This is a genomic window from Amycolatopsis acididurans (assembly GCF_012328925.1).
GTDB classification, from domain to species: Bacteria; Actinomycetota; Actinomycetes; order Mycobacteriales; family Pseudonocardiaceae; genus Amycolatopsis_E; species Amycolatopsis_E acididurans.
Map to the genome: position 1 here is coordinate 96,429 of NZ_JAAXLS010000002.1, position 23,349 is coordinate 119,777.

At 69.1% G+C, this 23,349-nt stretch carries 24 protein-coding genes and 1 tRNA gene; 15 read left to right on the forward strand and 10 right to left on the reverse strand.

The features are described 5' to 3' along the window. Nucleotides 1-4: 4 nt before the first annotated feature. From HFP15_RS03825 to HFP15_RS03845, 4 genes are all read right to left on the reverse strand, one after another. Nucleotides 5-1,024, reverse strand: coding sequence for a PrgI family protein (locus tag HFP15_RS03825; RefSeq protein ID WP_210716711.1), 1,020 nt, complete (start codon nucleotides 1,022-1,024; stop codon nucleotides 5-7). Next, a complete protein-coding gene (locus tag HFP15_RS43370) occupies nucleotides 1,024-2,799 on the reverse strand; it encodes a TrbL/VirB6 family protein (protein WP_210716712.1) in 1,776 nt (591 codons plus the stop codon). Before HFP15_RS43370 ends, HFP15_RS03825 begins: the two co-directional genes overlap by 1 nt. Nucleotides 2,800-3,045: 246 nt before the next feature. Beyond that, nucleotides 3,046-3,420 carry a pilin gene (locus tag HFP15_RS03840; RefSeq protein ID WP_246271370.1) on the reverse strand — a complete coding sequence of 125 codons (375 nt, stop codon included), beginning with the start codon at nucleotides 3,418-3,420 and terminating at the stop codon, nucleotides 3,046-3,048. 183 nt (nucleotides 3,421-3,603) lie between these two features. After that, nucleotides 3,604-4,434, reverse strand: coding sequence for a hypothetical protein (locus HFP15_RS03845; RefSeq protein ID WP_246271371.1), 831 nt, complete (start codon nucleotides 4,432-4,434; stop codon nucleotides 3,604-3,606). 805 nt (nucleotides 4,435-5,239) lie between these two features. On the opposite strand from HFP15_RS03845, the gene HFP15_RS03850 reads away from it, so the two are divergent. The 7 genes from HFP15_RS03850 (at nucleotide 5,240) to HFP15_RS03880 (ending at nucleotide 10,573) form a co-directional block, all read left to right on the forward strand. Beyond that, nucleotides 5,240-5,533, forward strand: coding sequence for a hypothetical protein (locus tag HFP15_RS03850; protein WP_168511495.1), 294 nt, complete (start codon nucleotides 5,240-5,242; stop codon nucleotides 5,531-5,533). A 125-nt stretch (nucleotides 5,534-5,658) separates the two neighbouring features. Beyond that, nucleotides 5,659-6,291, forward strand: coding sequence for a class I SAM-dependent methyltransferase (locus HFP15_RS03855; RefSeq protein WP_168511497.1), 633 nt, complete (start codon nucleotides 5,659-5,661; stop codon nucleotides 6,289-6,291). Next, a complete protein-coding gene (locus HFP15_RS03860; protein ID WP_246271372.1) occupies nucleotides 6,291-7,220 on the forward strand; it encodes a TRM11 family SAM-dependent methyltransferase in 930 nt (309 codons plus the stop codon). The genes HFP15_RS03855 and HFP15_RS03860 overlap by 1 nt, the downstream gene beginning before the upstream one ends. Before the next feature lie 256 nt (nucleotides 7,221-7,476). Beyond that, complete coding sequence (locus HFP15_RS03865) at nucleotides 7,477-7,956, forward strand: hypothetical protein (protein ID WP_168511499.1); 480 nt, start codon at nucleotides 7,477-7,479, stop codon at nucleotides 7,954-7,956. After that, entirely contained in the window at nucleotides 7,953-8,981 is a 1,029-nt protein-coding gene (locus HFP15_RS03870) for a tyrosine-type recombinase/integrase (RefSeq protein ID WP_168511501.1), read from the forward strand. Before HFP15_RS03865 ends, HFP15_RS03870 begins: the two co-directional genes overlap by 4 nt. A gap of 207 nt (nucleotides 8,982-9,188) precedes the next feature. After that, entirely contained in the window at nucleotides 9,189-9,968 is a 780-nt protein-coding gene (locus HFP15_RS03875) for a nucleotidyltransferase domain-containing protein (RefSeq protein ID WP_168511503.1), read from the forward strand. Beyond that, entirely contained in the window at nucleotides 9,965-10,573 is a 609-nt protein-coding gene (locus HFP15_RS03880) for a metallophosphoesterase (protein ID WP_168511505.1), read from the forward strand. Before HFP15_RS03875 ends, HFP15_RS03880 begins: the two co-directional genes overlap by 4 nt. An 18-nt stretch (nucleotides 10,574-10,591) precedes the next feature. Here HFP15_RS03880 and HFP15_RS03885 read toward each other — a convergent pair whose 3' ends face one another. The 5 genes from HFP15_RS03885 to HFP15_RS03905 form a co-directional block, all read right to left on the reverse strand. After that, nucleotides 10,592-12,028, reverse strand: coding sequence for a tetratricopeptide repeat protein (locus HFP15_RS03885; protein WP_168511507.1), 1,437 nt, complete (start codon nucleotides 12,026-12,028; stop codon nucleotides 10,592-10,594). A gap of 374 nt (nucleotides 12,029-12,402) precedes the next feature. Next, the gene (locus tag HFP15_RS03890) at nucleotides 12,403-13,443 is read right to left on the reverse strand and encodes a tyrosine-type recombinase/integrase (protein WP_168511509.1); all 1,041 of its coding nucleotides are present in this window, start codon (nucleotides 13,441-13,443) and stop codon (nucleotides 12,403-12,405) included. Next, nucleotides 13,440-13,904, reverse strand: a complete 465-nt coding sequence (locus HFP15_RS03895; RefSeq protein ID WP_246271374.1) for an AbrB/MazE/SpoVT family DNA-binding domain-containing protein — start codon at nucleotides 13,902-13,904, stop codon at nucleotides 13,440-13,442. Before HFP15_RS03895 ends, HFP15_RS03890 begins: the two co-directional genes overlap by 4 nt. Before the next feature lie 114 nt (nucleotides 13,905-14,018). Next, nucleotides 14,019-14,102, reverse strand: a tRNA-Leu gene (locus tag HFP15_RS03900). A 103-nt stretch (nucleotides 14,103-14,205) separates the two neighbouring features. Continuing rightward, nucleotides 14,206-14,901 (reverse strand): IclR family transcriptional regulator, encoded by a 696-nt coding sequence (locus tag HFP15_RS03905; RefSeq protein WP_246271375.1) that lies wholly within the window; start codon nucleotides 14,899-14,901, stop codon nucleotides 14,206-14,208. 113 nt (nucleotides 14,902-15,014) lie between these two features. Between HFP15_RS03905 and HFP15_RS03910 the strand changes: the two genes are divergently transcribed. The 5 genes from HFP15_RS03910 to HFP15_RS03930 are packed head-to-tail and all read left to right on the forward strand — an operon-like array spanning nucleotide 15,015 to nucleotide 19,769. Next, nucleotides 15,015-15,440, forward strand: a complete 426-nt coding sequence (locus HFP15_RS03910) for a nuclear transport factor 2 family protein (RefSeq protein WP_168511511.1) — start codon at nucleotides 15,015-15,017, stop codon at nucleotides 15,438-15,440. A 17-nt stretch (nucleotides 15,441-15,457) separates the two neighbouring features. After that, a complete protein-coding gene (locus tag HFP15_RS03915; RefSeq protein ID WP_210716713.1) occupies nucleotides 15,458-16,261 on the forward strand; it encodes an SDR family NAD(P)-dependent oxidoreductase in 804 nt (267 codons plus the stop codon). Then, the gene (locus HFP15_RS03920) at nucleotides 16,254-17,030 is read left to right on the forward strand and encodes an SDR family NAD(P)-dependent oxidoreductase (RefSeq protein WP_168511513.1); all 777 of its coding nucleotides are present in this window, start codon (nucleotides 16,254-16,256) and stop codon (nucleotides 17,028-17,030) included. Before HFP15_RS03915 ends, HFP15_RS03920 begins: the two co-directional genes overlap by 8 nt. Next, a complete protein-coding gene (locus HFP15_RS03925; RefSeq protein WP_168511515.1) occupies nucleotides 17,027-18,448 on the forward strand; it encodes an FAD-dependent oxidoreductase in 1,422 nt (473 codons plus the stop codon). The genes HFP15_RS03920 and HFP15_RS03925 overlap by 4 nt, the downstream gene beginning before the upstream one ends. Before the next feature lies 1 nt (nucleotide 18,449). After that, nucleotides 18,450-19,769: an MFS transporter gene (locus HFP15_RS03930; protein WP_168511517.1), complete on the forward strand. Its 1,320-nt coding sequence runs from the start codon at nucleotides 18,450-18,452 to the stop codon at nucleotides 19,767-19,769. Here the strand turns inward: HFP15_RS03930 and HFP15_RS03935 are convergent. Then, nucleotides 19,752-21,224: a 3-hydroxyacyl-CoA dehydrogenase gene (locus tag HFP15_RS03935; protein ID WP_168511519.1), complete on the reverse strand. Its 1,473-nt coding sequence runs from the start codon at nucleotides 21,222-21,224 to the stop codon at nucleotides 19,752-19,754. The genes HFP15_RS03930 and HFP15_RS03935 overlap by 18 nt on opposite strands. A 104-nt stretch (nucleotides 21,225-21,328) precedes the next feature. Between HFP15_RS03935 and HFP15_RS03940 the strand changes: the two genes are divergently transcribed. From HFP15_RS03940 to HFP15_RS03950, 3 genes are all read left to right on the forward strand, one after another. Further along, on the forward strand, nucleotides 21,329-22,219 hold the full coding sequence (locus HFP15_RS03940) for a LysR substrate-binding domain-containing protein (protein WP_168511521.1): 891 nt from the start codon (nucleotides 21,329-21,331) through the stop codon (nucleotides 22,217-22,219). Nucleotides 22,220-22,374: 155 nt separating this feature from the next. After that, on the forward strand, nucleotides 22,375-22,866 hold the full coding sequence (locus tag HFP15_RS03945; RefSeq protein ID WP_168511523.1) for an NADPH-dependent FMN reductase: 492 nt from the start codon (nucleotides 22,375-22,377) through the stop codon (nucleotides 22,864-22,866). Then, a complete protein-coding gene (locus HFP15_RS03950) occupies nucleotides 22,863-23,348 on the forward strand; it encodes a flavin reductase family protein (protein ID WP_168511525.1) in 486 nt (161 codons plus the stop codon). The genes HFP15_RS03945 and HFP15_RS03950 overlap by 4 nt, the downstream gene beginning before the upstream one ends. The last annotated feature ends 1 nt before the right edge of the window (nucleotide 23,349 follow it).

Here is a 23,349-nt window from a genome sequence, read left to right on the forward strand (position 1 = left end):
CGGTTCAGACCTCCACGTCCTCGGCCACATCCGCGGCGGTATCGGTGTCGGCGGGGCGCAGCAGGGCGGGGTCGGCGGTGACCACGCCGGAGGCGGTGCCCGCGCGGGTGGCCTGCGGCCCGCCGTTGGGGTCGGCGGCAGCGGCGAGCACGGCATGGGCCTGGGCACCGTCGAGCGGGGCGACCACGACCTCGCAGCCCCGCAACGCGCGGGCTGCTTCCTGCGCGCGCCGCGCTACGGTGTGCGCCGCGCTGGTGTCGCGGCCGTGCCGTCCGGTGGCGGGGTGCCGGAGGACGACCGTGACGTGGCGGCGCAACAGATCCCGGCTGGCCGACAGATCGCGCAGGAAGTCCACGTGCCCCAGGCACGCCGCTTCCAGCGCGGGGTGCGGAAGTCCGCCGGCCCCGTCGGCGAGCACATCGAGATACGGGTCGAGGTCGAGGCGTTGGGCGCGGACCACGATCTGGACCGGACCCGACAACGAGTGCAGCCAGCGGGAGAACCCGCCGATGAGCGCGTTCTGCTCCCCGGCGGTGCGCAGCCCGAAGTTCACCGTGGAGCAGGCCGCGGCGTGCGCGGTGCCATGCTGCGGACCGAGGTCGATCGCGCCGTCGATCGAGATCGCCTCCGCGGGAAGCCGCAGCGGCGCGGGCAGCGGCCCGGCGTTCGCCGCAACCCAGGCGGGCGCGTCGGGCACGGTGCCGCCGCGCACGCTGTCGGCAGGCACCAGCCGCTTCGGACTGCGCCGCTGCCTGAGCGCGGCCAACAGCCACGCATCCAACGTGAGCCCGTCCCGGCGCACGGTCACCAGAGCAAACGCCAGCCCGGCGATCGGGATCGCCACCACAGCGAACACCACCGGCGACACAAGGCTCCGCGCGGACTGGTACAGCCCCCACAGCAGTAGTCCGGTCGCGCCGAGGATCCCGGCCTGCCGCGCCGTCAGCCCGAACACGATCTTGTCTGGCTTCTCGACATCGGCGGGCACCCGTGCCGACATCGGGACCTCGTCATCGCTGCGCATCAGCGGCCCCCTTTCTTCGGGTTGCGTGGTTGTGGTTTCGCCGCTCCGGCACGCGGCGCGCCCGGCTGTTGCCGTGCCGTGCCGTTGCCCGCGCGTGCGCCGCGGCCTGTCGCGCTCGGGGTAGACGGCGAGGAACTCCGGCGAGCCGCCGGGGCCGCGCCCGTGCTGCGGGGCGTGGTCCGGTCGCGGGCTTGGCTCGCGGTCGCCGGGCGCGGCGCCCGCGACGACCCCGCAGACCGCGCTCCCGCGGTGGTGGAACGGCGCCGGGCGTCGGGCGAGCCCCAGCGGGTGGACTCGATCGGCGGCGCCACGCTCGCCGCGGACGGCGTGGTCGACATCGGAGCGGGCACGTACGCCCCGGACGCCGGAGTGAACCCGCCATCGCCCAGTGGCTGCTTGTGTTCGCGGGTGGCGGCGCGCGCGTCGCGGGCCATGCGGGCAGGTGCGGCCCACGCGCGGGCAGCCCGCTCCCGCGCCGCCCGTGCGGCACCGTGGGCCATCCAATGCGCACCCGCGCCGACTGCCGCACCTGGCCGGCGACGGGGCGCCGCACCGCCCGGACGCGGGCCACCGGTCGGGCCACGACCCCGCGGCCGTGCCGATGCGCCACCGGAACCGCGGCGACCGCTCCTGCGGGTCGCGGCGGCACCGGCGCCCTTGCCGACGCCGAGCATCCCGAGGCCCTTGGCCAGCAGCGCGTACTTGACAATCGAGGCGACCTGCGAGCGCCCGCCGAGGCCGACCTGCTGCATCACCCAGGACGGGATTTTGATCAGGATGAACAGCAGCACGACCGAGATGACCAGGTTCATCAGCCCTCCCGACACGCCGAGCAGTTGGCTGGAGCCGGGGCCGGAGGTGCCCTGGACGAAGAACACCTTCACGAACACGATCAGCGTGATCGCTTGCAGGATCTGGATAGCCAGGACGCCGAACAGCGCGCGCCACCAGAGCTTCGCGATGCCCTCGGTGTACGGGGAGGCGTGACAGACCAACGCGAGTGGCCCCGCGACCACGATGACGATCGTGATCGTCAGCCGCAGCACATACAGCGCCAACAACACGACAGCCAGGATCAGGACGACGAGGGCGACCAGGATCATGAAGATCCCGCCCTGGTCGAGCTGCCGGTGGATCTCGTCTTTCACCCCGGTGGTGATGCCGCCGGACGAGTCGCCGGCCAGGATCCCGGTGGCGATCCCGTTGACGAAGCTGATCGCGAGTCCGATCAGCGACAGGCTCGCGTTGACGGCGATGAAGCCGACCACGATCCGCGGCAACGTCTCCTTCACCGTCACCCGGGTCTGCAACGTCTCATGCGAGGCGACCACGATCCCGCCGACGATCACGAACACGATGAACAGCGAGTTCGCCACCCAGCGGGTGATGTCCCACAGCTGTGAGATCTGCGGGTTGCCGGCCAAATCGGGGGTGGTCATCGAGGTCCGGCCGACTAGGTCGAGCACCGGGTCCATCGCCGAGGTGGCCAGGGTGGTGAACCACGTGTTGATCGCCTGCCCGGCCTTGCACACGACGTCCAGCCACCCGCAGTCGGTGGACCCGGACTGCGGCTGCGGCCCCTGCTGCTGTGGCGCCGGTGGCGGCGCCACCGGCTGGTTCGGGTCGACCACGATCGGCGGCGGCTGCACCGAACTCGACGGCGGCAGGATCGGCGGGTTCCACGTCGGCGGCGCCCCGCCCGGGTTCGGCGGTGGCGGAAGCTCGCTCGGCCAGTCCGAAACCGGCGGCAGCGGCAGCGGAACCGACGGGTTCACCGCCGACGGAAACGGGGTCGGTGCGGGCGGAGGGGACGGGAGCGGAGCCTCCGGGCCGGGGGTGGCCACGGGCGGCAGGGGCAGCACCGGAGGCTGCGCGTGCGCTTGCCCGGCCGCGGCACCCAATAGCGCTGCGACGAACGCGCATACCAACCCCGCCAGAACGGCGAGTCGCAGTCGCGCGGCGCCTCGCCGCACACGGGACAGTGACGCGTTGGTAGCCGGTGTGGAGGAGGTCGGCATCGCTCAGCTCACCAAGCTCTGCAGAATGGCCGCGATGATCGGCGCGAGCATCGCCACGCCGTAGCCGATCGCGGCGTTGCGCATGCTCTTCTTCGCTCGCTCGACCTCGCCGGCGTCCCCGTCCGCGGTCAGGTAGCGGACGCCGCCGATCGTCAAGAACAACGTGGCCAGACCAGCCGCGAGACCGATCAAGAAGTTGCGCAGCTTGTCGATGACCTCCCCGAGCGATCCAGGCGGCGCGGCGAGGACGAGCGTGTCGGCCGACGCGGGCGTGACGGCGACGAGCAGGAGCACCCCCACGACGGCGCCGAGCAGGCCGACGTTGTGTAGCGTTCGCGAACGTGTGCCGCGCGGGCGGCGCGGTGATCGCAGCAACATCCAGGATCCCTCCCGAGGACACCGGTGGCGGGTGGACCAGGCGGAGGTGACGGAAATCAGGGAACCGGTCACCCGCGGCGCGGCCCGGTGTGCCCGGTAGGTGCGGCGGTGGCGGGCGCCTGCCGTGGTGCGCGTGTGCCCGGTTCTCGACCTGATTCCCCTCACACCGCTCTAAAGCGGGGTTCAGGCCGACTTTTTGCAGACGGATTTCGACTTTTTTGGTGGGCGCTCGGCACCGAGCCAGGAAATGAGCGCCGCCTCGGCTTTTTCCCGGGCGCGAAGTACGCGGAAATACGAGTCGCCCAGCTTTTCGGCGGCCTCGTACAGGTGTATGTCATCCAGCCGGGTGTCCGCGATCAGGGAAGCTTCGGCCTCGGTGAGCACGCCCTCGCGCACAGCCTCGGCGAGCACCAGTTCGGGGTGGCCCTGGTCGGGCTGGCGTGGCTCGAAGGACTCCCAGCGGGGCACCGTGCGGGCGGCGTAGTCCCACTCCGCCGCCCGCAACTTCGCCCCGGCGCGCTGGGCCGCCCACACCAACCGGGGCCCCAGCGATCCCGCGTCCGGATCGATCTCCTTCAGCCGGGTGGTGAACCCCGCCAGGATCTCGGCGTCGATGTCCTCGACGTCGCCGGTGTAACCGGTCGCCAGCTCGCCGGCCGCCTTGCGCAACCCGGGCAGCGCGACGCCGACCGCGCCGAGCACCCACGCCGGATCGGAGGTCTGCGCGGCGATCACCAACTGCCGCCACACCGCCTCCCGGGCGGCCTCGGTGGTCGCCCGATCCAGCAGTACGTCGCGCAACTCGACCAACGGCACGCGCCGCCGCGGCAGCTTGTGCCCGATCCGCGCACAGTCGACGGCGAGTGGCTCCGGGCCGGTGCACAACAGACGGAACGCCGACTCCGCGGCGTCCATCGCCGAGACGGACTCCACCGACTCGGCGCTGGTGTCCCGATCGCGGTGGCGGGCACGGGATGGTTGCGGGCGGTGGGCACCCGGGTGCATGGACGGCATCGCAGGACTCCCTTGTGCGAGCCGATCCGCGGGAAACAACTGGGCGGATCGGCGTGGTCAATTGATGCCGTCCATGCCGCCGGAGACCGCTTGCGCTTTCCTTCCACGTTGATCTTGAAAACCGGAGTGCAAGGAAACCGCAAGGGATCACCCCGATCGCTCAACACCGGTTGCCGATCGGACTCGCGTACCGCTTGACCTGTGGTGCAAGGAAACCGCAAGGGGCTTGTCGAGCGGTCACCGCTCTCGCCGGAAGTGCTCCGAAAAATCTTGACCACCCGGTTGTGGAGCCGCTTGCAGGCCGGTTGCTTACGCAGGCAGCACGAAGAGCAGACCGTGCCGAAGCGGGCCGCGGAAGGCCAGACTCGGGGATGGTGAACGCCGCCGTGAGCGGCCCGCCCCGACACGGCCCGTGGCCACGTCGGTGGCGCTCGCGGTGGAGCCGGGTAATAGCTCCAGCGGCGCTCGGGTGGACACGAGGCGGGGTGTTCGCGGGGCGGGCCATGCCACGGCTCGCGCGGCGGATGTGAGCGGACACCGGAGTCGGTCCGCCTCCCTGTCAGCCCCCGAAGTGCGCGGTGGCTCGACCGTAGCGACGGCACGGGCGCGGGGAGCACGAGCGGCGCGTATCGCGGTCCGATGACGCTCGCGCGCCGGGCACCGCGCACCGCAGACGACGCGCTCGCGACGGTGGCTCGGTCGGTCTCGACCCGTGCGTCCGGCGACGCTGGTCCGGTGGCCCCGTGCGGCGCCGGACCGCGAGCACTCGGGCACCGGAAGCGAGCTTCGCGGTGAATCCGCCGCCGTGACCGACCCGGTCCCTCGGCGCGCGCTGGCCATCCGCGGCGCGCAGCGCGAAGACTCGACCGGGGCCGTGCCCGCCCCGCTGACCGCGCCTGCTGCCGGGCGCGGGCGCAGGCACTCCTGGCCGATGCGCGCCACACGCGGTTGTAATCGCCAGCGCGGTCGCCAGGGGCACTGCGACGCCCGGGACAGGCGTCGCGCCCACAGCGGCACCTTCTCCGAGCAGGACGCGTCGGGCCGTCCGGAAAAAAAGTTCAAACTCGTCTGCAAAATCCGGCGCAACACCGCGCTTTAGAGCAGTGTCAGAGCCCGCAACCGCGAATTGCGAGGACACTCACGATGAGCGTTGTTCCCCTCCCACCGGAATCCGCACCAGAAATCGAAGAACACCCGCAACCACGGCCACGGAAAAGCGCTACCGTGCCGCTGGGAATTTGGTTGTGCGCACCCGCGCCGGCCGATGAGCACGGCCTGCCACCGCTGATCGAGGGCCTCACCCGCAGCCTCGTCACCCAAGCCGTGACCGCCTTCACCCGCCGCGGGAACACGGTCGCGGTGACCGGTCCGGACGCCGCCCGGATCGCCGCGGTCGCCGACACCGTCAGCGACCGCCGAGTCCTCTGCGTCGACCCGGAGACCGTCACCGTTGGTGGCCGCCGCGACCCGGTCGGCGGTGGGGCACGCACCCCGGAATCCGGCTCGATGGACCTGCTGCTGGCCGCCGAGTTGCCCGCCCCGTGGATCGACACCGACGGCCAGCCCTACACCACCTGGGCGCGCTGGCTGGCGCCCGGCGGTGTGCTCGTCGTGGCCACCCGCAACCCGGCCGGGGCGGGCCGGTTCGCCGACCACGCCGGGGCGGTGGTGACCGCCGCGACCAACGCCGGGCTGAGCTACCTGCAGCACATCATCGCCGTGCTCGCCCACATCCAGGGCGACCGGCTTCTCATCTCGAGTCCACCGGCCTCGGTCACCCTGCCCGCCGACGCAGTGCACACCGAGGCGCACACGGACCTGCTGGTGTTCCACAGCTACTTCGGAGGTGCCGCCTGATGAGTACCCACCACATTCCGCAGCAGGCGCTGACCCGCGGCAGCGACGCGTTGGTCGAGCTACCGGTGACCGTGTGGCCGACCGCGCAGCAGGCGCCGCGCACTCAGCGCGGCACCCGCTACATCGCCGAGAGCACGGCGCACCCGGCGAAGATGCTGCCCGCGATTGTCCGCCACGCCATCGACACCTTCACCGCGCCCGGCGACCTCGTCCTCGACCCCATGTGCGGGGTCGGCACCACCCTGGTCGAAGCCGTCCACAAAGGCCGCGACGCCCTCGGCATCGAATACGAAAACCGGTGGGCGAACGTCACCGAAGCCAACCTCACGCTCGCCGCCCTGCAGGAGGCGACCGGGCAGGGTGAGGTGCACGTCGGCGACGCCCGCCAGGTCCTGCCCGACCTCGCCGACCGCCACGCCGGGCGCGTCGGGCTGCTGATGACCTCGCCGCCGTATGGGGCCAGCGTCCACGGCCAGGTCCACGCCCCCGGACACCGCCCGGTGCGCAAGCACGACAACCGCTACGGCCGCGACCGCGCGAACCTCGCGCACCGCAGCCTGCCCATGTTGTTGCGCGGGTTCACCGACATCCTGCGCCGCGCGCTCCCGCTGCTGCGCCCCGGCGGAGTCGTCGCGATCACCACCCGCCCGTTCCGCGTCGACGGCAGACTCATCGACTTCCCGTCACTCACGCTGGACGCCGCGATCAACGCCGGACTCGACCCCGTCCAACGCTGCGTTGGGTTGTTGGCGGGGCTGCGTGACGGCAAACTCGTCCCGCGCTCATCGTTCTTCCAACTGGACTACGTGCGCAAGCTCCGCGACCGCGGCGTGCCCGCCTGGGTCATAGCGCACGAGGATATTTTGGTTCTCAGGGTCGGACTAGGCTCCGGCACTCGTTCGGTCGTGGAGCGACCGACGGTCACATAGGTGCAGGACGATACCTGATTCTGGCGACGAGGACGTGGCCGCCGACCAACACGGCGCGCAGGTCACGTCGGTAGGTGCCCCTCTCGACCCGCGTTCCATTGAGTCCCCGCCGTGCCGAGACGACCGGCGCGCAGGGGACCGCGAGCCGCATCCACCGAGTCGTGGACGGGCTCAGCGATGCAGGACACCGCCGTTGCCGCCTACGAGCTTCCGCCGACCGTGATGCCAGGGCTGCCCAACCGTCCACGAGGGATTCATGATGCGCGCGAACGATGAGGAACCGCTGTCCATCGAGGACCACATTCTGTCCACTCTGTCGGCTGGCACGCCCCAGACACGTCAGCAAACCAAGAGTCTTCCCGTCGCGACGCTGCTCGAACCTGTGCAAAGCAGCACGCTCTACTTCGTCGTGACGACGATCGACAGTCGTGGGCGACTGGCAGATCAGTCGCCGTTGCGCATCCTCGGCTGGACGCCAGACTGCGCGATCACCATCACGACTGTGGGCCGTGCGGCCATTGTTGCCACACGGTCAGCCGGACCGGATGCCGTTACCAGTCAAGGACACCTTCGACTGCCCGCGCGAGTGCGCCATGTCTGCCGCCTCGACACCGGCGCCCGTCTGCTCGTTGCGGCATCACCGGACCGCGACCTCCTGGCCGTCTATCCGCACTCGTCCGTTGAAGCCAGCTTGCTGGCCTACCACAGGGCTCTGCGCCATCAGGATGCGCGATGAATGACGCGGAGATCAGTGCAGCCCGCCTTCTACTCGCTCGGCTCGGAGTAAAGCCCGAAGAACTTCTTGCCGCGCCCTCCGCCGCCCGTGAGGCACTGCCGCTGATTCGCGACTACGTCACTCGCGTATCCGACGCCGTTCCGGCCGGAACTCGTCGCGTCTACAGCACGTACTGGCGACGGGTAGTCCAGGTGTGGGGAGACAGACGCATCGACGAGCCCACGCCGCTGGAGATCAAGCAACTCGCCGAAGACGTCCGACACCGGGTCGTGGTCCGCAAGAACTCACGAGGCGGACGCACCGCGGCCGAGCACCTGATCGCCGCCCTGCGCTGCTTGTACCAGCACGCCATCGCCGACGAACTGCTGAGCGAGAACGACAATCCCGCCAAGCGGGTCGCCAAACCGAGAAGGCTGGCCAGCACCCGGCGAGCCATCCCGGACGCGCGACTGGCCGAGATCAACCACGCTGCGGGAACTACCGGCAACGATCCCGAACTCGACACCCTCATCCTGCGACTGCACACCGAGACCGCGTGCCGCCGCGGTGGTGCTCTCGCGCTCCGGCCGCAAGATCTCGATCCGGAGCAGTGCCTCGTCCGGCTGCGGGAGAAGGGCGAAACCGTGCGCTGGCAACCGGTCTCGCCCACGTTGATGCGCCACCTGATCAACCACCAGGAACAGCGAGGAGACGGAGACCCGTCAGCGCAACTTCTGCGCTACCGCAACGGGCAGCCGATCACCGCGAGGCGCTACGACCATCTGTGGCAACGCATCGGGAAACAGCTCCCGTGGGTCGCCACCCAGCAAGTCAGCACCCACTGGCTCCGGCACACCACCTTGACCTGGGTCGAACGGAACTTCGGCTACGCCGTTGCTCGCGCCTACGCCGGGCACGACGGCAAGAGCGACGCCGGGACGACGTCGACCTACGTCCGGGCGGACCTCGCTGAAGTCGCCGCCGCGCTGGCCGCACTGACCGGCGAACCACATCCTCTCGTTGGGCCAAGTAGTAACAACTGGTGACGCGCTGGATCGATCTCGATCGTGCTCATTGCTGCCGGAGTCAATGCTGCGCGGACCGACCGATGAAGTGACTGTTGAGACGGCGCCAAGTGCCCAGCGCAGGCTGGGCGCTGGTGCTGACGCACCCGCGTGTAGTTTCCAGCGGGTCGGGGAAGTTCGGGCGGTGCTGAGTGGTTAGGCGGACGACAAGCGTTGGGAACGAGCGGGATGCGTGACGACGTGGTCAGTGCACTGCTACGGATGAAGATCTCGCCCGACGTCCTGGAGAGCTTTCCCGAACTGCCTGCAGACGTCGAAGGACTGTTGGTTTACGGAAGCCAGGCTCGCGGGGACCCGGTGCCGGGTTCTGACCTGGACGTGCTGGCATTGGTGGCGGCTCCCAGGCCTAGCACCTACTCCGGTGATGTGAACGTCAGCTACTACACCCGCCAGCAACTCTCGACCGGCGTGGGCACGCTCTTCGGGGCTCACCTCAAGCGCGACGCCAAGGTGATCTGGGACCATTCCGGCCATCTGACCCGCGCAGTCGATGATATGGGTGAGGTCGACACCGACCGGCTCCTTGCGCGTGTGCGGTGTATGTCTGAACTTTTCACCAACCCGGAGCGGGACCTGCCAAAATATCTTCCCGGCCTCCTGCGTGAAGCCCGCTACCTGCTGCGTAGCTGCCTGTACGCGCAGGCTATAGCGGACGATGACTCCTGCTTCTCCGTGCGAGAGCTCGCCGTCCGGCACGATGACCCGGACTTGGCTCGACTCCTGGCATCGAGGCAACCAGGTGAACCGACGATCGCCGACTTCGATGAGTGCCTGTCTCGGCTGCGCGGGATCGTTGGCGAATTCCCGCCCAGTGAACACGGGTCCCTCGAAGCCACCATCGTCAACGAATGGGGAAGCGCAAGCGACCTCCTCTCGATGGCGTTCATGGCCCTGGGCGTCACCGGCAAGGGCTCCGGCTACGCCGAGATGGAGAAGATCCTCCTGTGAATACCGAAGTCGTATTCGTGGGCGACGTTCACGGAAACTTGAGCGCTCTCCGCGGGCTGTGGCACGCCCTGGACATGCGCGGTCGTTCACATGCGGTATTCCTGGGCGACTACATCAACAAGGGTGCGCACTCTGCCGAAGTGATTCAGGAACTCCTCGCGTACTCACAAGCCGGGCGTGCGACGCTTCTTGCAGGGAACCACGAGACGGCGCTGCTTGAGGCGCTGGACACTGGGGACCTCAGTGCATTCCTCAAGATGGGCGGGGCGATGACCATCAGATCGTACGTCGGCAGGCGAGTCGCGCCCGAGGTACTCGAGAGCTTTCGCGCCAGCTTTCCGACCGAACACCTGGAGGCGATCCGGCGCATGCCGGATACATACGAGTCGGACGACTTGATCGCTCAGCATGTTCTTCCGGCTGCATCGACACCCAAGTTTCGAATTGGCGCCCACGTGCCGGTCGGCAAGTTACCGCGGATCGAGCATCACTCGGCGCAGCTCGACACCGGGTGTGGCGGAAAGTCCGGACGGCTGACGGCTCTGTTTTGGCCGAGCCTCGACTACGTCCAAGTCGACGCCCGTGGCATCGTCGTTCTGCACTGAGTGGGGCTTATTGCTCGGTCACTCGGCTAGTTGGTCGAGGATCCACTGCGCGCGGCCAATGCCTACCTCGTCTCCCATCGACTTGTTCATTTCAAGACAGGCGCGCGCATGGTCCGCTGCGTCACCGTCCTTTCCTGCCGCACGGCAGCACTGGGCAAGGAGAAGCCGGGAGATGGCCTCTCCGTGCCTGCTCGCGATCTGCTGGTTAAGGGATAGCGCCCGCTCGGCGTGTGGCAGGCCCTCGACTGGTCGGCCCTGCCGGAGACGCACCTGCGCGACCAGCACTTCGGCATTGGCGTGAAGTGTCGTCGGGGGCGTTCCGCGTAGAGTCGTGACCACCTCATCCGCATAGGCGGCTGCGGTCTCCAAGTTGCCCGCACGAACCTCGAGCCTGGCCAGATTCACGAGCGATTGGCACACCTCCAAGCCGGGTCGAGACTCGCGTCTAGGTTTGAGAGCCGCTTCGAAGTCGCGTCGAGCGGACGCGAGGTGGCCGGTCTTCTGATGCGCGAGTCCCAGGTCGTCGAGAATTCGGCAGCGGACTTCTTGCGCGTCGACGTCCTCGCGTTCGCCGAGAAGAGTCAGCGCGTGTTCGAGCCGTCCGATGGCGTCAACGTCACGCCCTTGCCGACGCAGTATCCTTGCCTGAGCAGCGAAAGCCTCCGCCGCGAGCGGTGAGTACAGGTCCGAGGCTCCGCTGGCGAAGTGGTCGATGGCTCGCTGTGTGAAGGCATGAGCCTTGGTGAGCTCCCCATGGTGACCCAGAAATCTGGCGTAGGCCAAGTGCTCGCGCGGCCCGCCCAAGACAGCAGCCTCGCTGAGCGCCTCCCGTCCCGCGTCGGGCTGACCAAGCTCTACTAGCTTCTCACCACGTAGCCGGAGGCTTGCTGCTCGTAGGACCTCCTTCCCCGTCGATGACAGCAAGTTGACGTGCCTGTGGACCTTGGATCCTGCTAGCGCCTCCCAGCCTTCGAGACGTTCAGTCAGCTTCTGCTTGAGCTCACGGATGTCGGCGATTGCCTCGTACATCATTGCGTGATCTCGAGACAACTGCCGCCGGAGTCCTACAATCCGCTCAGCGGGCGAGGGGTGGTCGAGGAAGGCCACCCACACGTCCCGCATCGGCTGCTCAGCCATGCCGAGTTCAAGCAGGCCGGTGAAGAGCTCCTCCTCGGTGCCGGACGTGTATCCCCAGGGACTACCTGGCTCGCTTCCCCACGATCCCTTGAACAACGCGACCAGAAAGTGACTCTCACTGATGAGCTCGTTGATCGCCTCCTGCGGTCTCCGGGCAGTCCCTCGCACGCGCTCCCACCCCACGACGTCGTAGGTGACAACGCTTTCGGCGCTGCGCCTAGCGTTGTACTCGTCAACGCAAGCTTGAACAGCGGCACGCTCATCTACAAGGTCACCAGGCGAGGCCAGAAAGATGCGGAGTGGCAGAGCGTCGACCATGACACCGGACAATACCCCCGGTGCATCTACTGCACCGCCGGTAGCGCTCGGCAACCACCTACGGGAAATGCGGACCGACTGGCTGAACGTGGACGTCCGGTTTCGAAGAGGCCAACGTTCTTCGATTGCCGGGCGCATGCTCGGGGGCGTTGCAACCTGCGTCCGCCCCGACCCACGCGAAATGCCGACATCCCGATCGGAGCCGGTTTCGATCGTTCCGCCTGATGGCAGCCTTCCCGCTGATCGAGCGGTTACCCAGTGAGGCTCCGCCTCAGACCGCCGAGTTTCCTTTTTCGCTAGCGCGCCTCTCATCGTGGGTGCGTGGAGCAAGCGCCGGTGCGACTCACTCGACGCACCCACGCGCCGCCGATCTCTTAGGCAATGGGATGTGGTTCGCCCGTGAGAGCCCCTAGCGCAGCAGCAACTTCGTTGATGTTGGCGCGGACGTAGGTCGTGGTGGTTCCGGCATTGCTGCCGTGGTCGGCGTGCCCGGCATAGGCACGGGCCACGGCGTAGCCGAAGTTGCGCTCGACCCAGGTCAACGTAGTGTGCCGGAGCCAGTGCGTGGAGATTTGCTGGGTCGCCACCCAGGGCAAATGCTTGCCCAACCGAGTCCAGAGGTGGTCATAGCGGCGGGTGGTGATGGGACGCCCGTCGGCGTAACGAAGTAGCTGTCCATCGCGGGGAGCCCCTCGCTCGTCGGCATGGTGCTGCAGGTGCGCCATCAACGTCGGCGAGACCGGTTGCCAACGTACGGTTTCGCCTTTCTCCCTCAGCCGGACGAGACACTGCTCCGGATCGAGATCTTGCGGCCGGAGAGCGAGCGCACCACCGCGGCGGCACGCGGTCTCGGTGTGCAGCCGCAGGATGAGGGTGTCGAGGGCTGGGTCGTTGCCGGTGGTGGCCGCGGTGTGGTTGATCTCGGCCAGCCGGTCGCCCGCGACCGCGCGGCGCGTCGAGGGGAGTCGTGCGGGTTTGGCGACCTTGCGGGCGGGGTTGTCGCCGGGGTCGATGAGGCGGTCGTCTTCGGCGTGCTTGTACAGGCAGCGCAGGGCGGCGATCAGGTGTTCGCCGGCGCTGCGTCCGCCGCGGGCGTTCCGGCGGGGGACAACCGTAGCCCTGATGTGCTCGACGAGGTGTTTGATCTCTGAGGGTGTTGGTTCGTCCAGGCGGCGGTGCCCCCAGTGCTCGATGATGCGGTTCCAGTAGGAGGTGTAGACGCGGCGAGTGCCCTCGGAGACCGCATCGGACACGACGGGGATGTATTCGGCGAAGGTCTGCAGCGGTCGCGCGGTGGCCGGCTCGCGAAGCAGGTCTTCGGCGGTGACATCCATCCGAGCCAGCAACAGCCGGGCGGCGTCGAGATCGGCAGCCCGGTTTACCGACACACCATGCTGATGGCGGTGTGCGGTCATGGGCGATCACCGCCCAACAGGGCCGCGTGGCAGTCGGCGAGCAGCCGGTCCAGCACCGCCGGCGGGTGCACGAAAAGCACACTGCGCTCGGGGTAGGCGGCCAGCAGCACACGGTCGCCCGAGACCAGGCCGCAGCGGTGCCGTACATGTGCAGGAAGCCGGAGATGCCCCTGGCTGGTCATGCCGAACACGCCACCGGGGTCGGTGCCGATCACCAGCGTTCTGTCGGTGACGCTGATGGCCAGCGGTGTCCCGGCTACCCAGCCCAATGCAGCGAACACCGTGCGATCGGCGACCCGCCCGCGGCAGTCCACGGCTGCCAGCCCGTACACGGCGGTCTCGGTGCGCGGCGTGGGGACGGTGGGCAACGGCAGCGGCCGGTTCGACGCGGCCATCGGGGAACGCCCGTCCCGGACCCGTGTGGCCGGGACGGCGACCGAGGCAATCACAGCACCGGTCATGCCCACCACCGCCGCCGCCACAGACGTGACCGGGTCCGGCAGAACGCCGGTCCACGGTGTTGGAGTTCGTTCGAGCACCAGTACGTCAGATGTAGCAGGGATGCGACAAAACTGTGTCCGAGGGGGGACTTGAACCCCCACGCCCTTTACGGGCACTAGCACCTCAAGCTAGCGCGTCTGCCATTCCGCCACTCGGACTTGCGTGTGAACAGATTAGACCATGCACTACAGCCCTGAAACCGGGGGGCCTTGACTGTTGCGACGCACAGTTGCGATATAAGGATCAGTTGCTCACGCAACGTCACCGGAGTTGGGTGGCTAGGCGCGTGGCCGCTTCGACCACCTGGCCGCCCAGGTGATCCTCCTCCGAGGCCTTGAACAGGGACACGCCGATGCTGATCTGCGTGGCCCCCGCCGGCCGGGGGACGACCGCCGAGACTCCGACGATGCCGGGCGCGATCTCCCCGTAGGACACGGCGAAACCCCGCGCGCGGGCCCGTGCAACCTCGTCGCGCTCGCCATCGAGCGCCGGGGCGGCGGCCAGCATCGCGAGGCCCGCCGACCCGCGATCGATCGGGTCCACCTGCCCGGGGCGGAAACTCACGTGCATCGGCGCCTGCCTGGGCTCCACGATCATCAGCATCCGCACCCGCGTCGCCGTCTCGCGCACGACCAGGTGCGCCGTCGCCTGGGTGGCCTCGCCCAGTTCCTCCAGCACCGGCCTGGCCAGGGTGCGTAAATCCTGTTCAACCGGCTCCGCCAGGCGCACCAGGCCGGCGGCCAGCGAGATCCGCTTGAACTTGTCACGCCTGCACAACTGGTGCGCCTCCAGCGTGCGCACGAGGCGGTGCGCCACGGTCCGGTGCACACCCACGCCGTCCGCGATCTCGGTCAGCGTCAGGCCCTGTGGATGCGCGACCAGCAACTCCAGCACCCGCACCCCATGATGCAGCGTCTTCGACATCCCGGAGTCGATCTTCACCTCGGGCAGGGACATGCCACTCCTCTTGACGGGCGCACGACAGCGTGCTTAATGTGTCCGTACATCGCACGGTAGGTGCGATAATAGCACGCCTAGGACAGCGTGCAAGCCCCGAAGAAGAGGTAGTCGTGAATCCCGGTGTCGTCGCTGACGTCAGTGCCGAAACGCTGCTGCGCGTCCATCAGCTCTACGCCGCGCAGAGCCATTTCATCGACGGCGGCCGCGCCCGTGACTGGGCGGCGACCTTCACCTCCGACGGGGAGTTCCACTCGCCGAGCTACCCGGCCCCCGTCGCCGGGACCGACGAGCTGATCGCCTTCGCCGAACGGTTCGCCGCGGGCGACGGCGTCACGCGGCACGTGATCACCAATCTCTACATCGAGCAGGCCACCGAGCACGAGGCCACGGTGGTCGCTTACCTTCAGATCGTCCACACCGCTCCGGACGGACCGTCGCGCCTGGTCAGGCAGACGACGATCACCGACCGCCTCAGCTTCGACGGCACCTGGCGCATCCGGCGCCGGGAAGTCCGCCGCGACGACCAAAACCGCTGACAAGACAGGAGAACCACATGACTGGCCGTGTCCAGCACGAGCCGATGACCGCCGTCTACCCCGAGTTCGCGGGCAAGGCCGCGGTCGTCACCGGAGCGGCCCGGGGCATGGGTGCCCGCTTCACCGCCGCGCTCGCCACGCGCGGAGTGCACGTCATCGCCGCGGACATCAACCCCGAGCAGATGGAGACGACCGCGGCCGAGATCAACCAAAGCCTTGCCGCGCAGGAGAAACCCGGCCAGGTCGTGGCGGCCACGGTGGACGTGACCAAACCGGACGAGCACGAGGCCGTCGCCCAGCTGGCACTGGAGCGCTTCGGGCGCCTGGACTTCTGGGTCAACAACGCGGGCATTTTCCCGTTCGCGCTCGTCGACGAGATCACGCCGGAACAGATCAGCGCGACGCTCTCGGTCAACGTCGAGGGTGTCCTCTACGGCGCGCAGGCCGCGGCCCGGCACATGGAGCCCGGCAGCGCGATCGTGAACATGTCCTCGGTCTCCGCGTTGCGCGTGCGCAAGGGCCGCGGCGCCTACTGCACGTCGAAGGCGGCGGTGGCGCACCTCACCGAATCGCTCGCGGTGGAGCTGGGGGACAAGGGAATCCGCGTCAACGCGATCGCTCCCGGCTACATCGACACCGAGATGACCCGCTGGGTCAAGGAGGACCCGCAGGCGCTCCAGCACGCGCTCGACGTCGTGCCGCTGCACCGCCTCGGTTCCCCGGAGGAGGTCGTCGGGCCGCTGCTGTTCCTGCTCTCCGACAGCGCCCGCTACGTCACCGGCCACAGCATCGCGGTCGACGGCGGTTCCCGGCATGTCTGAGCGGTACCCGGGCGTCGTGCTGATCACGGGCGCGGCGGCGGGCATGGGCGCGAGCCACGCGAAAGCGCTGGCCGCGGAGGGCGCGCACGTGTGCCTGGCCGACGTCGCCGACGCGACCCCGGTGGTCGAGGAGATCGCCGCGAAGTGTGGTTCGGCCTCGGCGCACACGCTCGACGTGACCGACCCCGCCGCGTGGGCCCGGGTCGTCGCCGAGATCCGCGAAACCCGCGGCGAACTCGGCGGGCTGGTCAACAACGCGGGCATCTCGCGCCGGCTGGAGTTCCTGGACACCACCGACGAGATCTGGGAAAAAGTCCTTCGTATCAACCTGTTCGGCCCGTTCTACGGGATGAAGGCCGTCGCGGAGCTGATGCGGGACTCCGGCGGCGGTTCGATCGTCAACATCTCGTCGATCTCGGGACAGATCGGCTACTTCTCGCCCGCGTACTCCTCCAGCAAATGGGGTCTGACCGGACTGTCCAAATCGGCCGCGGGCAACTTCGCGAAGTGGGGTATCCGGGTCAACTCCGTGCACCCCGGGATGGTCGGCACGGCGCTGCTCGAGGGTTCCGACGGGTTCGTCGAATCGGCGGTGGCGAGCACACCGGCGGGCCGGATGGCGACGCCGGAGGAGATCACGAACGTCGTGCTGTTCCTGCTGTCGGACCGCTCGACCTACATGAACGGCAGTGAGGTCACTGTGGACGGTGGGCTGGTCTCGAACGGCCTGTACCACCGCATCATCGCCGAGTCGGGAGGGCAGCTGTGAACGACTACGACGTCATCGTGATCGGTGGCGGCGGCGCCGGTCTCGCGGCCGCGGTGTCCGCGGCCGAAGAGGGTGCGAAGGTTCTGCTGTTCGAGTCCGAAACGGAACTCGGCGGCTCGACGCAGCTCTCGGCGGGCATGTTCACCGCGGCGGGTACGAGCGTCCAAAAGGGACTCGGCATCGAGGACACGCCGGAGAAGTTCTTCCAGCACTACATGGACCTCAACCATTGGATGCTGAACCCGGGCCTGATCCGCACGTTCTGCGAGCACGCGGCGCCGACCGTGGAATGGCTGATCGGCCTCGGCGTTGAGATCCCGGCGAAGGTGTCGGCCAACGCCCACATGCCGGGCCTGTGCCAGGCCGGGGTGGAGGACGTGTGGCGCGGGCACGTGCCCAAGGACCAGGGGTTCGGCCTGGTGCAGGTGCTCGCTAAAGCGGCCCGCGCCAACGGCGTCGAGATCGTGCTCAACACGCGGGTACAACGACTCCTGCAGGACGACGGCCGGGTGAGCGGTGTCGTCGCCGACGACCTCGAAGTCCGCGCCGACGCGGTCGTGGTCGCCAGCGGGGGCTTCGCCCGGAACCCGGAACTGCTGGCGAAGTACTACCCGGCCGCGCTGCGCGCCGGGGACGATCTGTTCGTCGTCGCCGCCGAGGGCAGCAGGGGAGACCACATCGCCTGGGGCGAGCAGGTCGGGGCGACGCTGGCCGGTGACGGCTGGGGCCTGATGCTGCCGACCGCCTACTTCCAGCGTCTGCACCACTGGCAGTCCGGTTTCCCGCCCAAGTCCCGGATCTACGTCAACTCGCACGGCCGCCGGTTCATGGACGAGGACGCCTCCTACGCGGTGTCCAGCGGCATCATCGACGCGCAGGGCGGGACCGTGTGGGCGATCTTCGACGAGCGCGCCCGCCGCGAACTGCCACCGGGGTACGCGCACTGGGACGCCGAGGTCGTGCTGCGGGAAGCCGAGGCGGGACGCACCATTCGCGCGGCCACCGTCGAGGAACTCGCGGGCAAGATCGGCGTCCCCGCCGCGGCGCTGACCGCGACGATCGACCGCTGGAACGACCGACTGCCGAACGGAACAGACCCCGAATTCCTGCGGCACCGCACCCTGGCCAACAAGGGCTCCACCGAGCCTCCGGCCCCGATCGGCGAAGCACCCTTCTACGCCGCACGCATCCTTCCCGCGGAACTGGTGTGCACCCACGCCGGCATGCGGATCGACGGCGACGCCGCCGTCCTGGACGAGCGGGGCGAGGTGATCCCGGGGCTGTTCGCCGCAGGCGAGGCCGGTGCCGGGGTGCTCGGCCTGCGCTACGTGGGCGGCGGCAACGCCGTCGCCAACGCACTGACCTTCGGCCGGATCGCCGGCCACAACAGCGCTCGACGCATTTCAACGAGGAGATGACATGGAGACCGAGCTCGGCACACGCACGGTCCGGAAGGTGACAAGCCGGATCATGCCGCTGATCGGCCTGCTGTACGTGTTCAACTACATGGACCGGTCGAACATCAGCTACGCGCAGCTGGGAATGCAGCACGAGCTGGCGATCACGGCGGCCATCTTCGGTACCGCGGCGGCGATCTTCTTCCTCGCCTACGTGGTGTTCGAAGTGCCCAGCAACATGATCATGAAGAAGGTCGGAGCCCGGTTGTGGCTGGCCCGCATCGCGATCACGTGGGGCATCGTCACCGGCGTCACCGGGTTCGTGCACAACATCCCGCAGCTCTACATCGCCCGGATCCTGCTCGGCGTCGCCGAAGCGGGGCTGTTCCCGGGCCTGCTGCTGTACCTGACCCTGTGGTACCGCGACAAGGACCGCGGCCGTGCGATCGCCGGGCTGGCGCTGGCGCAGCCGGTCGCGATGATCATCGGCAGCCTCACCGGCGGCCTGATCCTGGACCACGTGCACTGGTTCGGCCTGTCCAGCTGGCGCTGGGTGTTCCTGCTGCAGGGCATTCCCGCCGTGCTGATCGGCATCGTCGTGCTGGCCTACCTGCCGAACGTGCCGAGCAAGGCCCGCTTCCTCACGCGTGAGGAGAGCGCGTGGCTGGAAGGCGAGATCGCCAAGGAGTACCGGCCCGAGGAGAAGGAGACCTTCCTCGGTCAGCTGCGCATCATGAAGGACCGCAAGGTGCTCTACCTGGCGGTGGCCAACTTCTTCGCGGCGTGCGGGCTGTACGGCTTCACGTTCTTCCTGCCGCAGATCGTGAAGCAGATGGACTCGTCGTACTCGGCGACCAACATCGGTTTCCTCGGCGCGATCCCGTTCCTGGTCGGCGCGGTCGGGATGCTCGTGGTCGCGCGCAACTCCGACCGCACCGGTGAACGGCGCGGGCACGTCATCTTCCTGATGCTGCTGGCCGCCGTCGGACTGTTCGGCACCATCGAATTCCGGCACACCCCGGTGATCGCGCTGACCTGCCTGTCCATGGTCGCGGTGGGCGTGCTCGGCTACATGGCGCCGTACTGGGCGATGGCTTCGCGTGTGCTGTCGAAGGAGCACACCGCGGTCGGGCTGGCCGCGATCAACTCGATCGCCGCGCTCGGCGGGTTCTTCGGCCCGTACGTGATCGGCAAGAGCGCGACCGTGAACAACGTCTCGGCCGGGCTGTACTTCCCGATCGGCTGCCTCGTGGTGTGCGCGATCATGCTCGCGTTCCTCAAGGTGCCGCGGGAACGCCCGGCCGAGACGGAGCCGGAGGCCGCGCTAGACGTCCGCGGGTGACGTGCCCGCCTCGGTCAGCGGCAGGCCGAGCTGGGCGCGTTCGGTGACCCAGCGAGTGGGCCGGTAGCGCGGATCGCCGGTACTCGCGTGCAGCGCACGCTGCAACGCGAGGAGGCGGTCCGCGCCCACCCGCTCACCCCAGGCCAGCGGGCCGACCGGGTAGCCGAGACCGGTGGTGACACCGAGATCGATGTCGGCGGGCGAGGCGATGCCCTGCTCGGCGATCGCCGCGGCGACCGACACGATCGACGACAGCAGCCGCTGCGCCACGCTGCCCGCGGTGTCCCGCACGATCGACACCTTTTTCCCACCGGAGGCCAGAACCGCCGCGGCGTCGCGGGCCGCCACGGGATCGGCGGCGGGCGTGACGGCCAGTACGCGACGGCCGGTGTCCAGCGACAGCGGGTCCACGCCGAAGGTACGGTCCGCGGGCAGGCCCTGCTCCGCGACGGCGGCCGCGACCGTCGTGCCCCAGGTCGCCACCAGCACCAGCGACTCGGCGGACTCCTGCCAGTGCGCCTCGGGGAGCGCGTCGCGGACGGCCCGCTCGGCCCACACCGGGCGCGTGGCGTCGCCGGTGATCTCCGGTTCGGTGAGCGGCCCGGCGCCGGTGCCGTGGTCGAACCAGCCGCGGCCCGTCTTGCGCCCGTGCAGGCCCGCCGCGACGCGGTTCGGCGTCAGGTACGAGGCGCGCAGCCGGTCGGCGTAGCGGAATCCGGTCCAGATCGACTCGATCACCGTCGCGGTCACGTCGAGGCCGGTGAGGTCCATCAGCTCGAACGGGCCCATCTTCAGGCCCAGCACGTCGCGGGCGATGCGGTCGAGCACCGCGGGTTCGGCGACCTTCTCCTCCAGCAGCGCGAGCGCCTCGGTGACCAGCCCGCGCCCGGCGTGGTTGATCAGGAAGCCCGGCGTGTCGCTCACGACGACCGCGCGGTGCCCGGTGTCGCGGACGAGCGTGGTCAGCGTGTCCACGATCTCCGGCCGGGTCGCGGCGCCGGGGATCACCTCGACGATCTTCATCAGTGGCACCGGGTTGAAGAAGTGCAGGCCCGCCAGCCGCGACGGATCGCCGAGCGTGGCGCCGATCTGGGTGATCGGCAGGGACGAGGTGTTCGTCGCGAACACCGTCGTCGCGGGCAGGGCCTTCTCCAGTTCGCCGAACAGCGCCGCCTTCGTCTCGATGTCTTCGCGCACGGCCTCGACGACCAGGTCCACGTCGCCCGGCTCGGCGGGGGAGGACAGGGGGATGAGCCGGTCCACGATCGTGGCGGCGTCCTCGGCTGTTGTGCGGCCTTTCTCGACGGCGCGGTCGAGCATCGAGCGGACGAAGGCGACCGCCTCGCCGACCGATTCGGGGCGCGCGTCGGCCAGCTCGACCGTGTGCCCCGCGGTGGCGGCCCACTGTGCGATGCCCCGGCCCATCACGCCGGTGCCGACGATCCTGATACGCATTGACGCCCTCCTCATCGCGGCCATACCCAGTCTCTCACCCTGTCAGGCCGATTGTTTAGTGTCCAATTCAGAATTCGAGTCAGATCGAGACGAGTTGGATATCAATGGAGCTGCGGCACCTGACCTCGTTCCTCGCCGTCGCCGAGGAGCTGCATTTCGGCCGCGCGGCACGGCGGCTGCGGATGGCCCAGCCGCCGCTGAGCCAGCAGATCCGGCTGCTGGAAAAGGAGCTGGGTGTGCAGCTGTTCGAGCGCAACACCCGGTCGGTGCGGCTGACCAGCGCGGGGGAGGCGTTCGTGGCGCCGGTGCGGCGCGTGTTCGAGGAGCTGGACCAGGCCGAGCGCGTGGTGCGGGCGGCGGGCCGGGGCGAGTACGGACGCGTCACGATCGGATTCGCCGGCGCGTCGAGCCACGAGAGCCTGCCGACGCTGACCAGGGCCGTGCGGGCCGCGCATCCCGGGCTGGAGCTGGTGATGCGCGGCCAGACCTACGCCAACGTCGCACTGGCCAAGGTCGCCGACGGGTCGCTCGACCTCGGTTTCGTGCGGCTGCCGGTCACGACGCCGGGCATCCGGACGCGGGTCGTCGACGAGGAGGAGATGCTGTGCGCGCTGCCCTCCGATCACCCGCTGACCGGCCTCGATCGCGTGCCGATCGGGGACCTGGCCGGGCAGCCGTTCGTCTCGTTCCCCGCCAACGCCGGGTCGACGCTGCGCGACGCGACCGTGCGGGCCTGCGCCGACGCCGGGTTCGCGCCGAGGATCGTGCAGGAGGCGCCGGATTCGTACACGATCCTCGCGCTCGTCGCCGCCGGGGTCGGGGTGACGCTGACGCTCACGTCGTGCCAGCACATCCAGCAGACGGGCCTGGTCTACCGGCCGCTGGCGGGGCAACGGATCCGCCTGCAGGCGGCGCTGGCGTGGCGCGAGGACAATCCCTCGGCGGCGCTGCGGGCGGTGCTCGACATCGCGGAGCGGGCGCTGCCGACGCCGTGACCAGCGCCGGTCACGATCGCCGGGAAATCCCGGCCGCGACGACGTGATCTGCGTCGCGATGTCCACTCCTCGGGCCGCTTCGACATCGAGGATCGAGGGGTGAAGTGTGGTCGGTGAAACCATCCGGTGGGCGAGCGCGGAGGAGGCTTCCAACGATGAAGGTCACGGTGGTCGCGGGCAACCCGAAGCCCGGCTCGCGCACGCTCGATGCCGCCACCCGGCTCGCGGAAGCGGTGAGCGGCCGCGCCCCGGACAGCGTCATCGACGTCATCACGCTCGGGCCCGGCCTGCTCGGCTGGGGCGATCCGGACGTCGCCGCCGCGGTCAAGACCGTCGCCGGGTCCGATCTGGTCGTGTTCGCCAGCCCCACCTTCAAAGCCACCTACACCGGTGTCCTCAAGCTGTTCCTCGACCAGTTCGCCACCGGTGACGGGCTCAAGGACGTGGTCGCGGTGCCACTGATGCTCGGCGCCGGACCGGGGCACGCGCTCGCCCCCGACCTGCTGCTCAAACCCGTGCTCGTCGAACTCGGCGCGACCACCCCGGCCCCGGGCCTGTACCTGATCGACAGCACCTACACCGAGGACACCCGCATCGCCGACTACACCCGGCGCTGGGCGCCGGCGCTGAAGGCGGTGCTGGCGTGAAGACCGATCTGGACCAGACCACCCTGCGCGAGGCGTTCGGCCAGTTCCCGACCGGTGTGGTCGCGATCTGCGCCGAGGTGGACGGGGAGCGGCTGGGCATGGCCGCGAGCACCTTCGTGCCGGTGTCGCTGGACCCGCCGCTGGTGTCGTTCTGCGTGCAGAACACCTCCACCACGTGGCCGCGCCTCGCGCCGGCGCCCCATATCGGGATCACCGTGCTCGGCGAGGCGCACGACCGGGCGGTGCGCGTTCTGGCGGCCAAAACGGGAGACCGCTTCGCGGGCCTGACGACCGAAACCCACGGCGGCGGTGCGGTATTCATTCACGACGCGGGGTTGTGGCTCGACACCACGGTCACCGATCAGGTCCCGGCGGGCGACCACGCGATCGTCGTGCTGCGGATCAACGAGCTGACCACCCGGCCCGACGTGTCGCCGATCGTCTTCCACCGCAGCACGATCCGGCGCCTGCACGTGGCCTGAG

Excerpts from the sequence above, each read along its gene's own strand:
- HFP15_RS03825 (WP_210716711.1), bottom strand. The coding sequence starts at position 1,024 with ATGCGCAGCGATGACGAGGTCCCGATGTCGGCACGGGTGCCCGCCGAT.
- HFP15_RS03840 (WP_246271370.1), bottom strand. The coding sequence starts at position 3,420 with ATGTTGCTGCGATCACCGCGCCGCCCGCGCGGCACACGTTCGCGAACG.
- HFP15_RS03845 (WP_246271371.1), bottom strand. The coding sequence starts at position 4,434 with ATGCCGTCCATGCACCCGGGTGCCCACCGCCCGCAACCATCCCGTGCC.
- HFP15_RS03860 (WP_246271372.1), top strand. The coding sequence starts at position 6,291 with ATGAGTACCCACCACATTCCGCAGCAGGCGCTGACCCGCGGCAGCGAC.
- HFP15_RS03865 (WP_168511499.1), top strand. The coding sequence starts at position 7,477 with ATGATGCGCGCGAACGATGAGGAACCGCTGTCCATCGAGGACCACATT.
- HFP15_RS03870 (WP_168511501.1), top strand. The coding sequence starts at position 7,953 with ATGAATGACGCGGAGATCAGTGCAGCCCGCCTTCTACTCGCTCGGCTC.
- HFP15_RS03875 (WP_168511503.1), top strand. The coding sequence starts at position 9,189 with ATGCGTGACGACGTGGTCAGTGCACTGCTACGGATGAAGATCTCGCCC.
- HFP15_RS03885 (WP_168511507.1), bottom strand. The coding sequence starts at position 12,028 with ATGGTCGACGCTCTGCCACTCCGCATCTTTCTGGCCTCGCCTGGTGAC.
- HFP15_RS03890 (WP_168511509.1), bottom strand. The coding sequence starts at position 13,443 with ATGACCGCACACCGCCATCAGCATGGTGTGTCGGTAAACCGGGCTGCC.
- HFP15_RS03895 (WP_246271374.1), bottom strand. The coding sequence starts at position 13,904 with ATGACCGGTGCTGTGATTGCCTCGGTCGCCGTCCCGGCCACACGGGTC.
- HFP15_RS03905 (WP_246271375.1), bottom strand. The coding sequence starts at position 14,901 with ATGTCCCTGCCCGAGGTGAAGATCGACTCCGGGATGTCGAAGACGCTG.
- HFP15_RS03915 (WP_210716713.1), top strand. The coding sequence starts at position 15,458 with ATGACTGGCCGTGTCCAGCACGAGCCGATGACCGCCGTCTACCCCGAG.
- HFP15_RS03920 (WP_168511513.1), top strand. The coding sequence starts at position 16,254 with ATGTCTGAGCGGTACCCGGGCGTCGTGCTGATCACGGGCGCGGCGGCG.
- HFP15_RS03930 (WP_168511517.1), top strand. The coding sequence starts at position 18,450 with ATGGAGACCGAGCTCGGCACACGCACGGTCCGGAAGGTGACAAGCCGG.
- HFP15_RS03935 (WP_168511519.1), bottom strand. The coding sequence starts at position 21,224 with ATGCGTATCAGGATCGTCGGCACCGGCGTGATGGGCCGGGGCATCGCA.
- HFP15_RS03940 (WP_168511521.1), top strand. The coding sequence starts at position 21,329 with ATGGAGCTGCGGCACCTGACCTCGTTCCTCGCCGTCGCCGAGGAGCTG.
- HFP15_RS03945 (WP_168511523.1), top strand. The coding sequence starts at position 22,375 with ATGAAGGTCACGGTGGTCGCGGGCAACCCGAAGCCCGGCTCGCGCACG.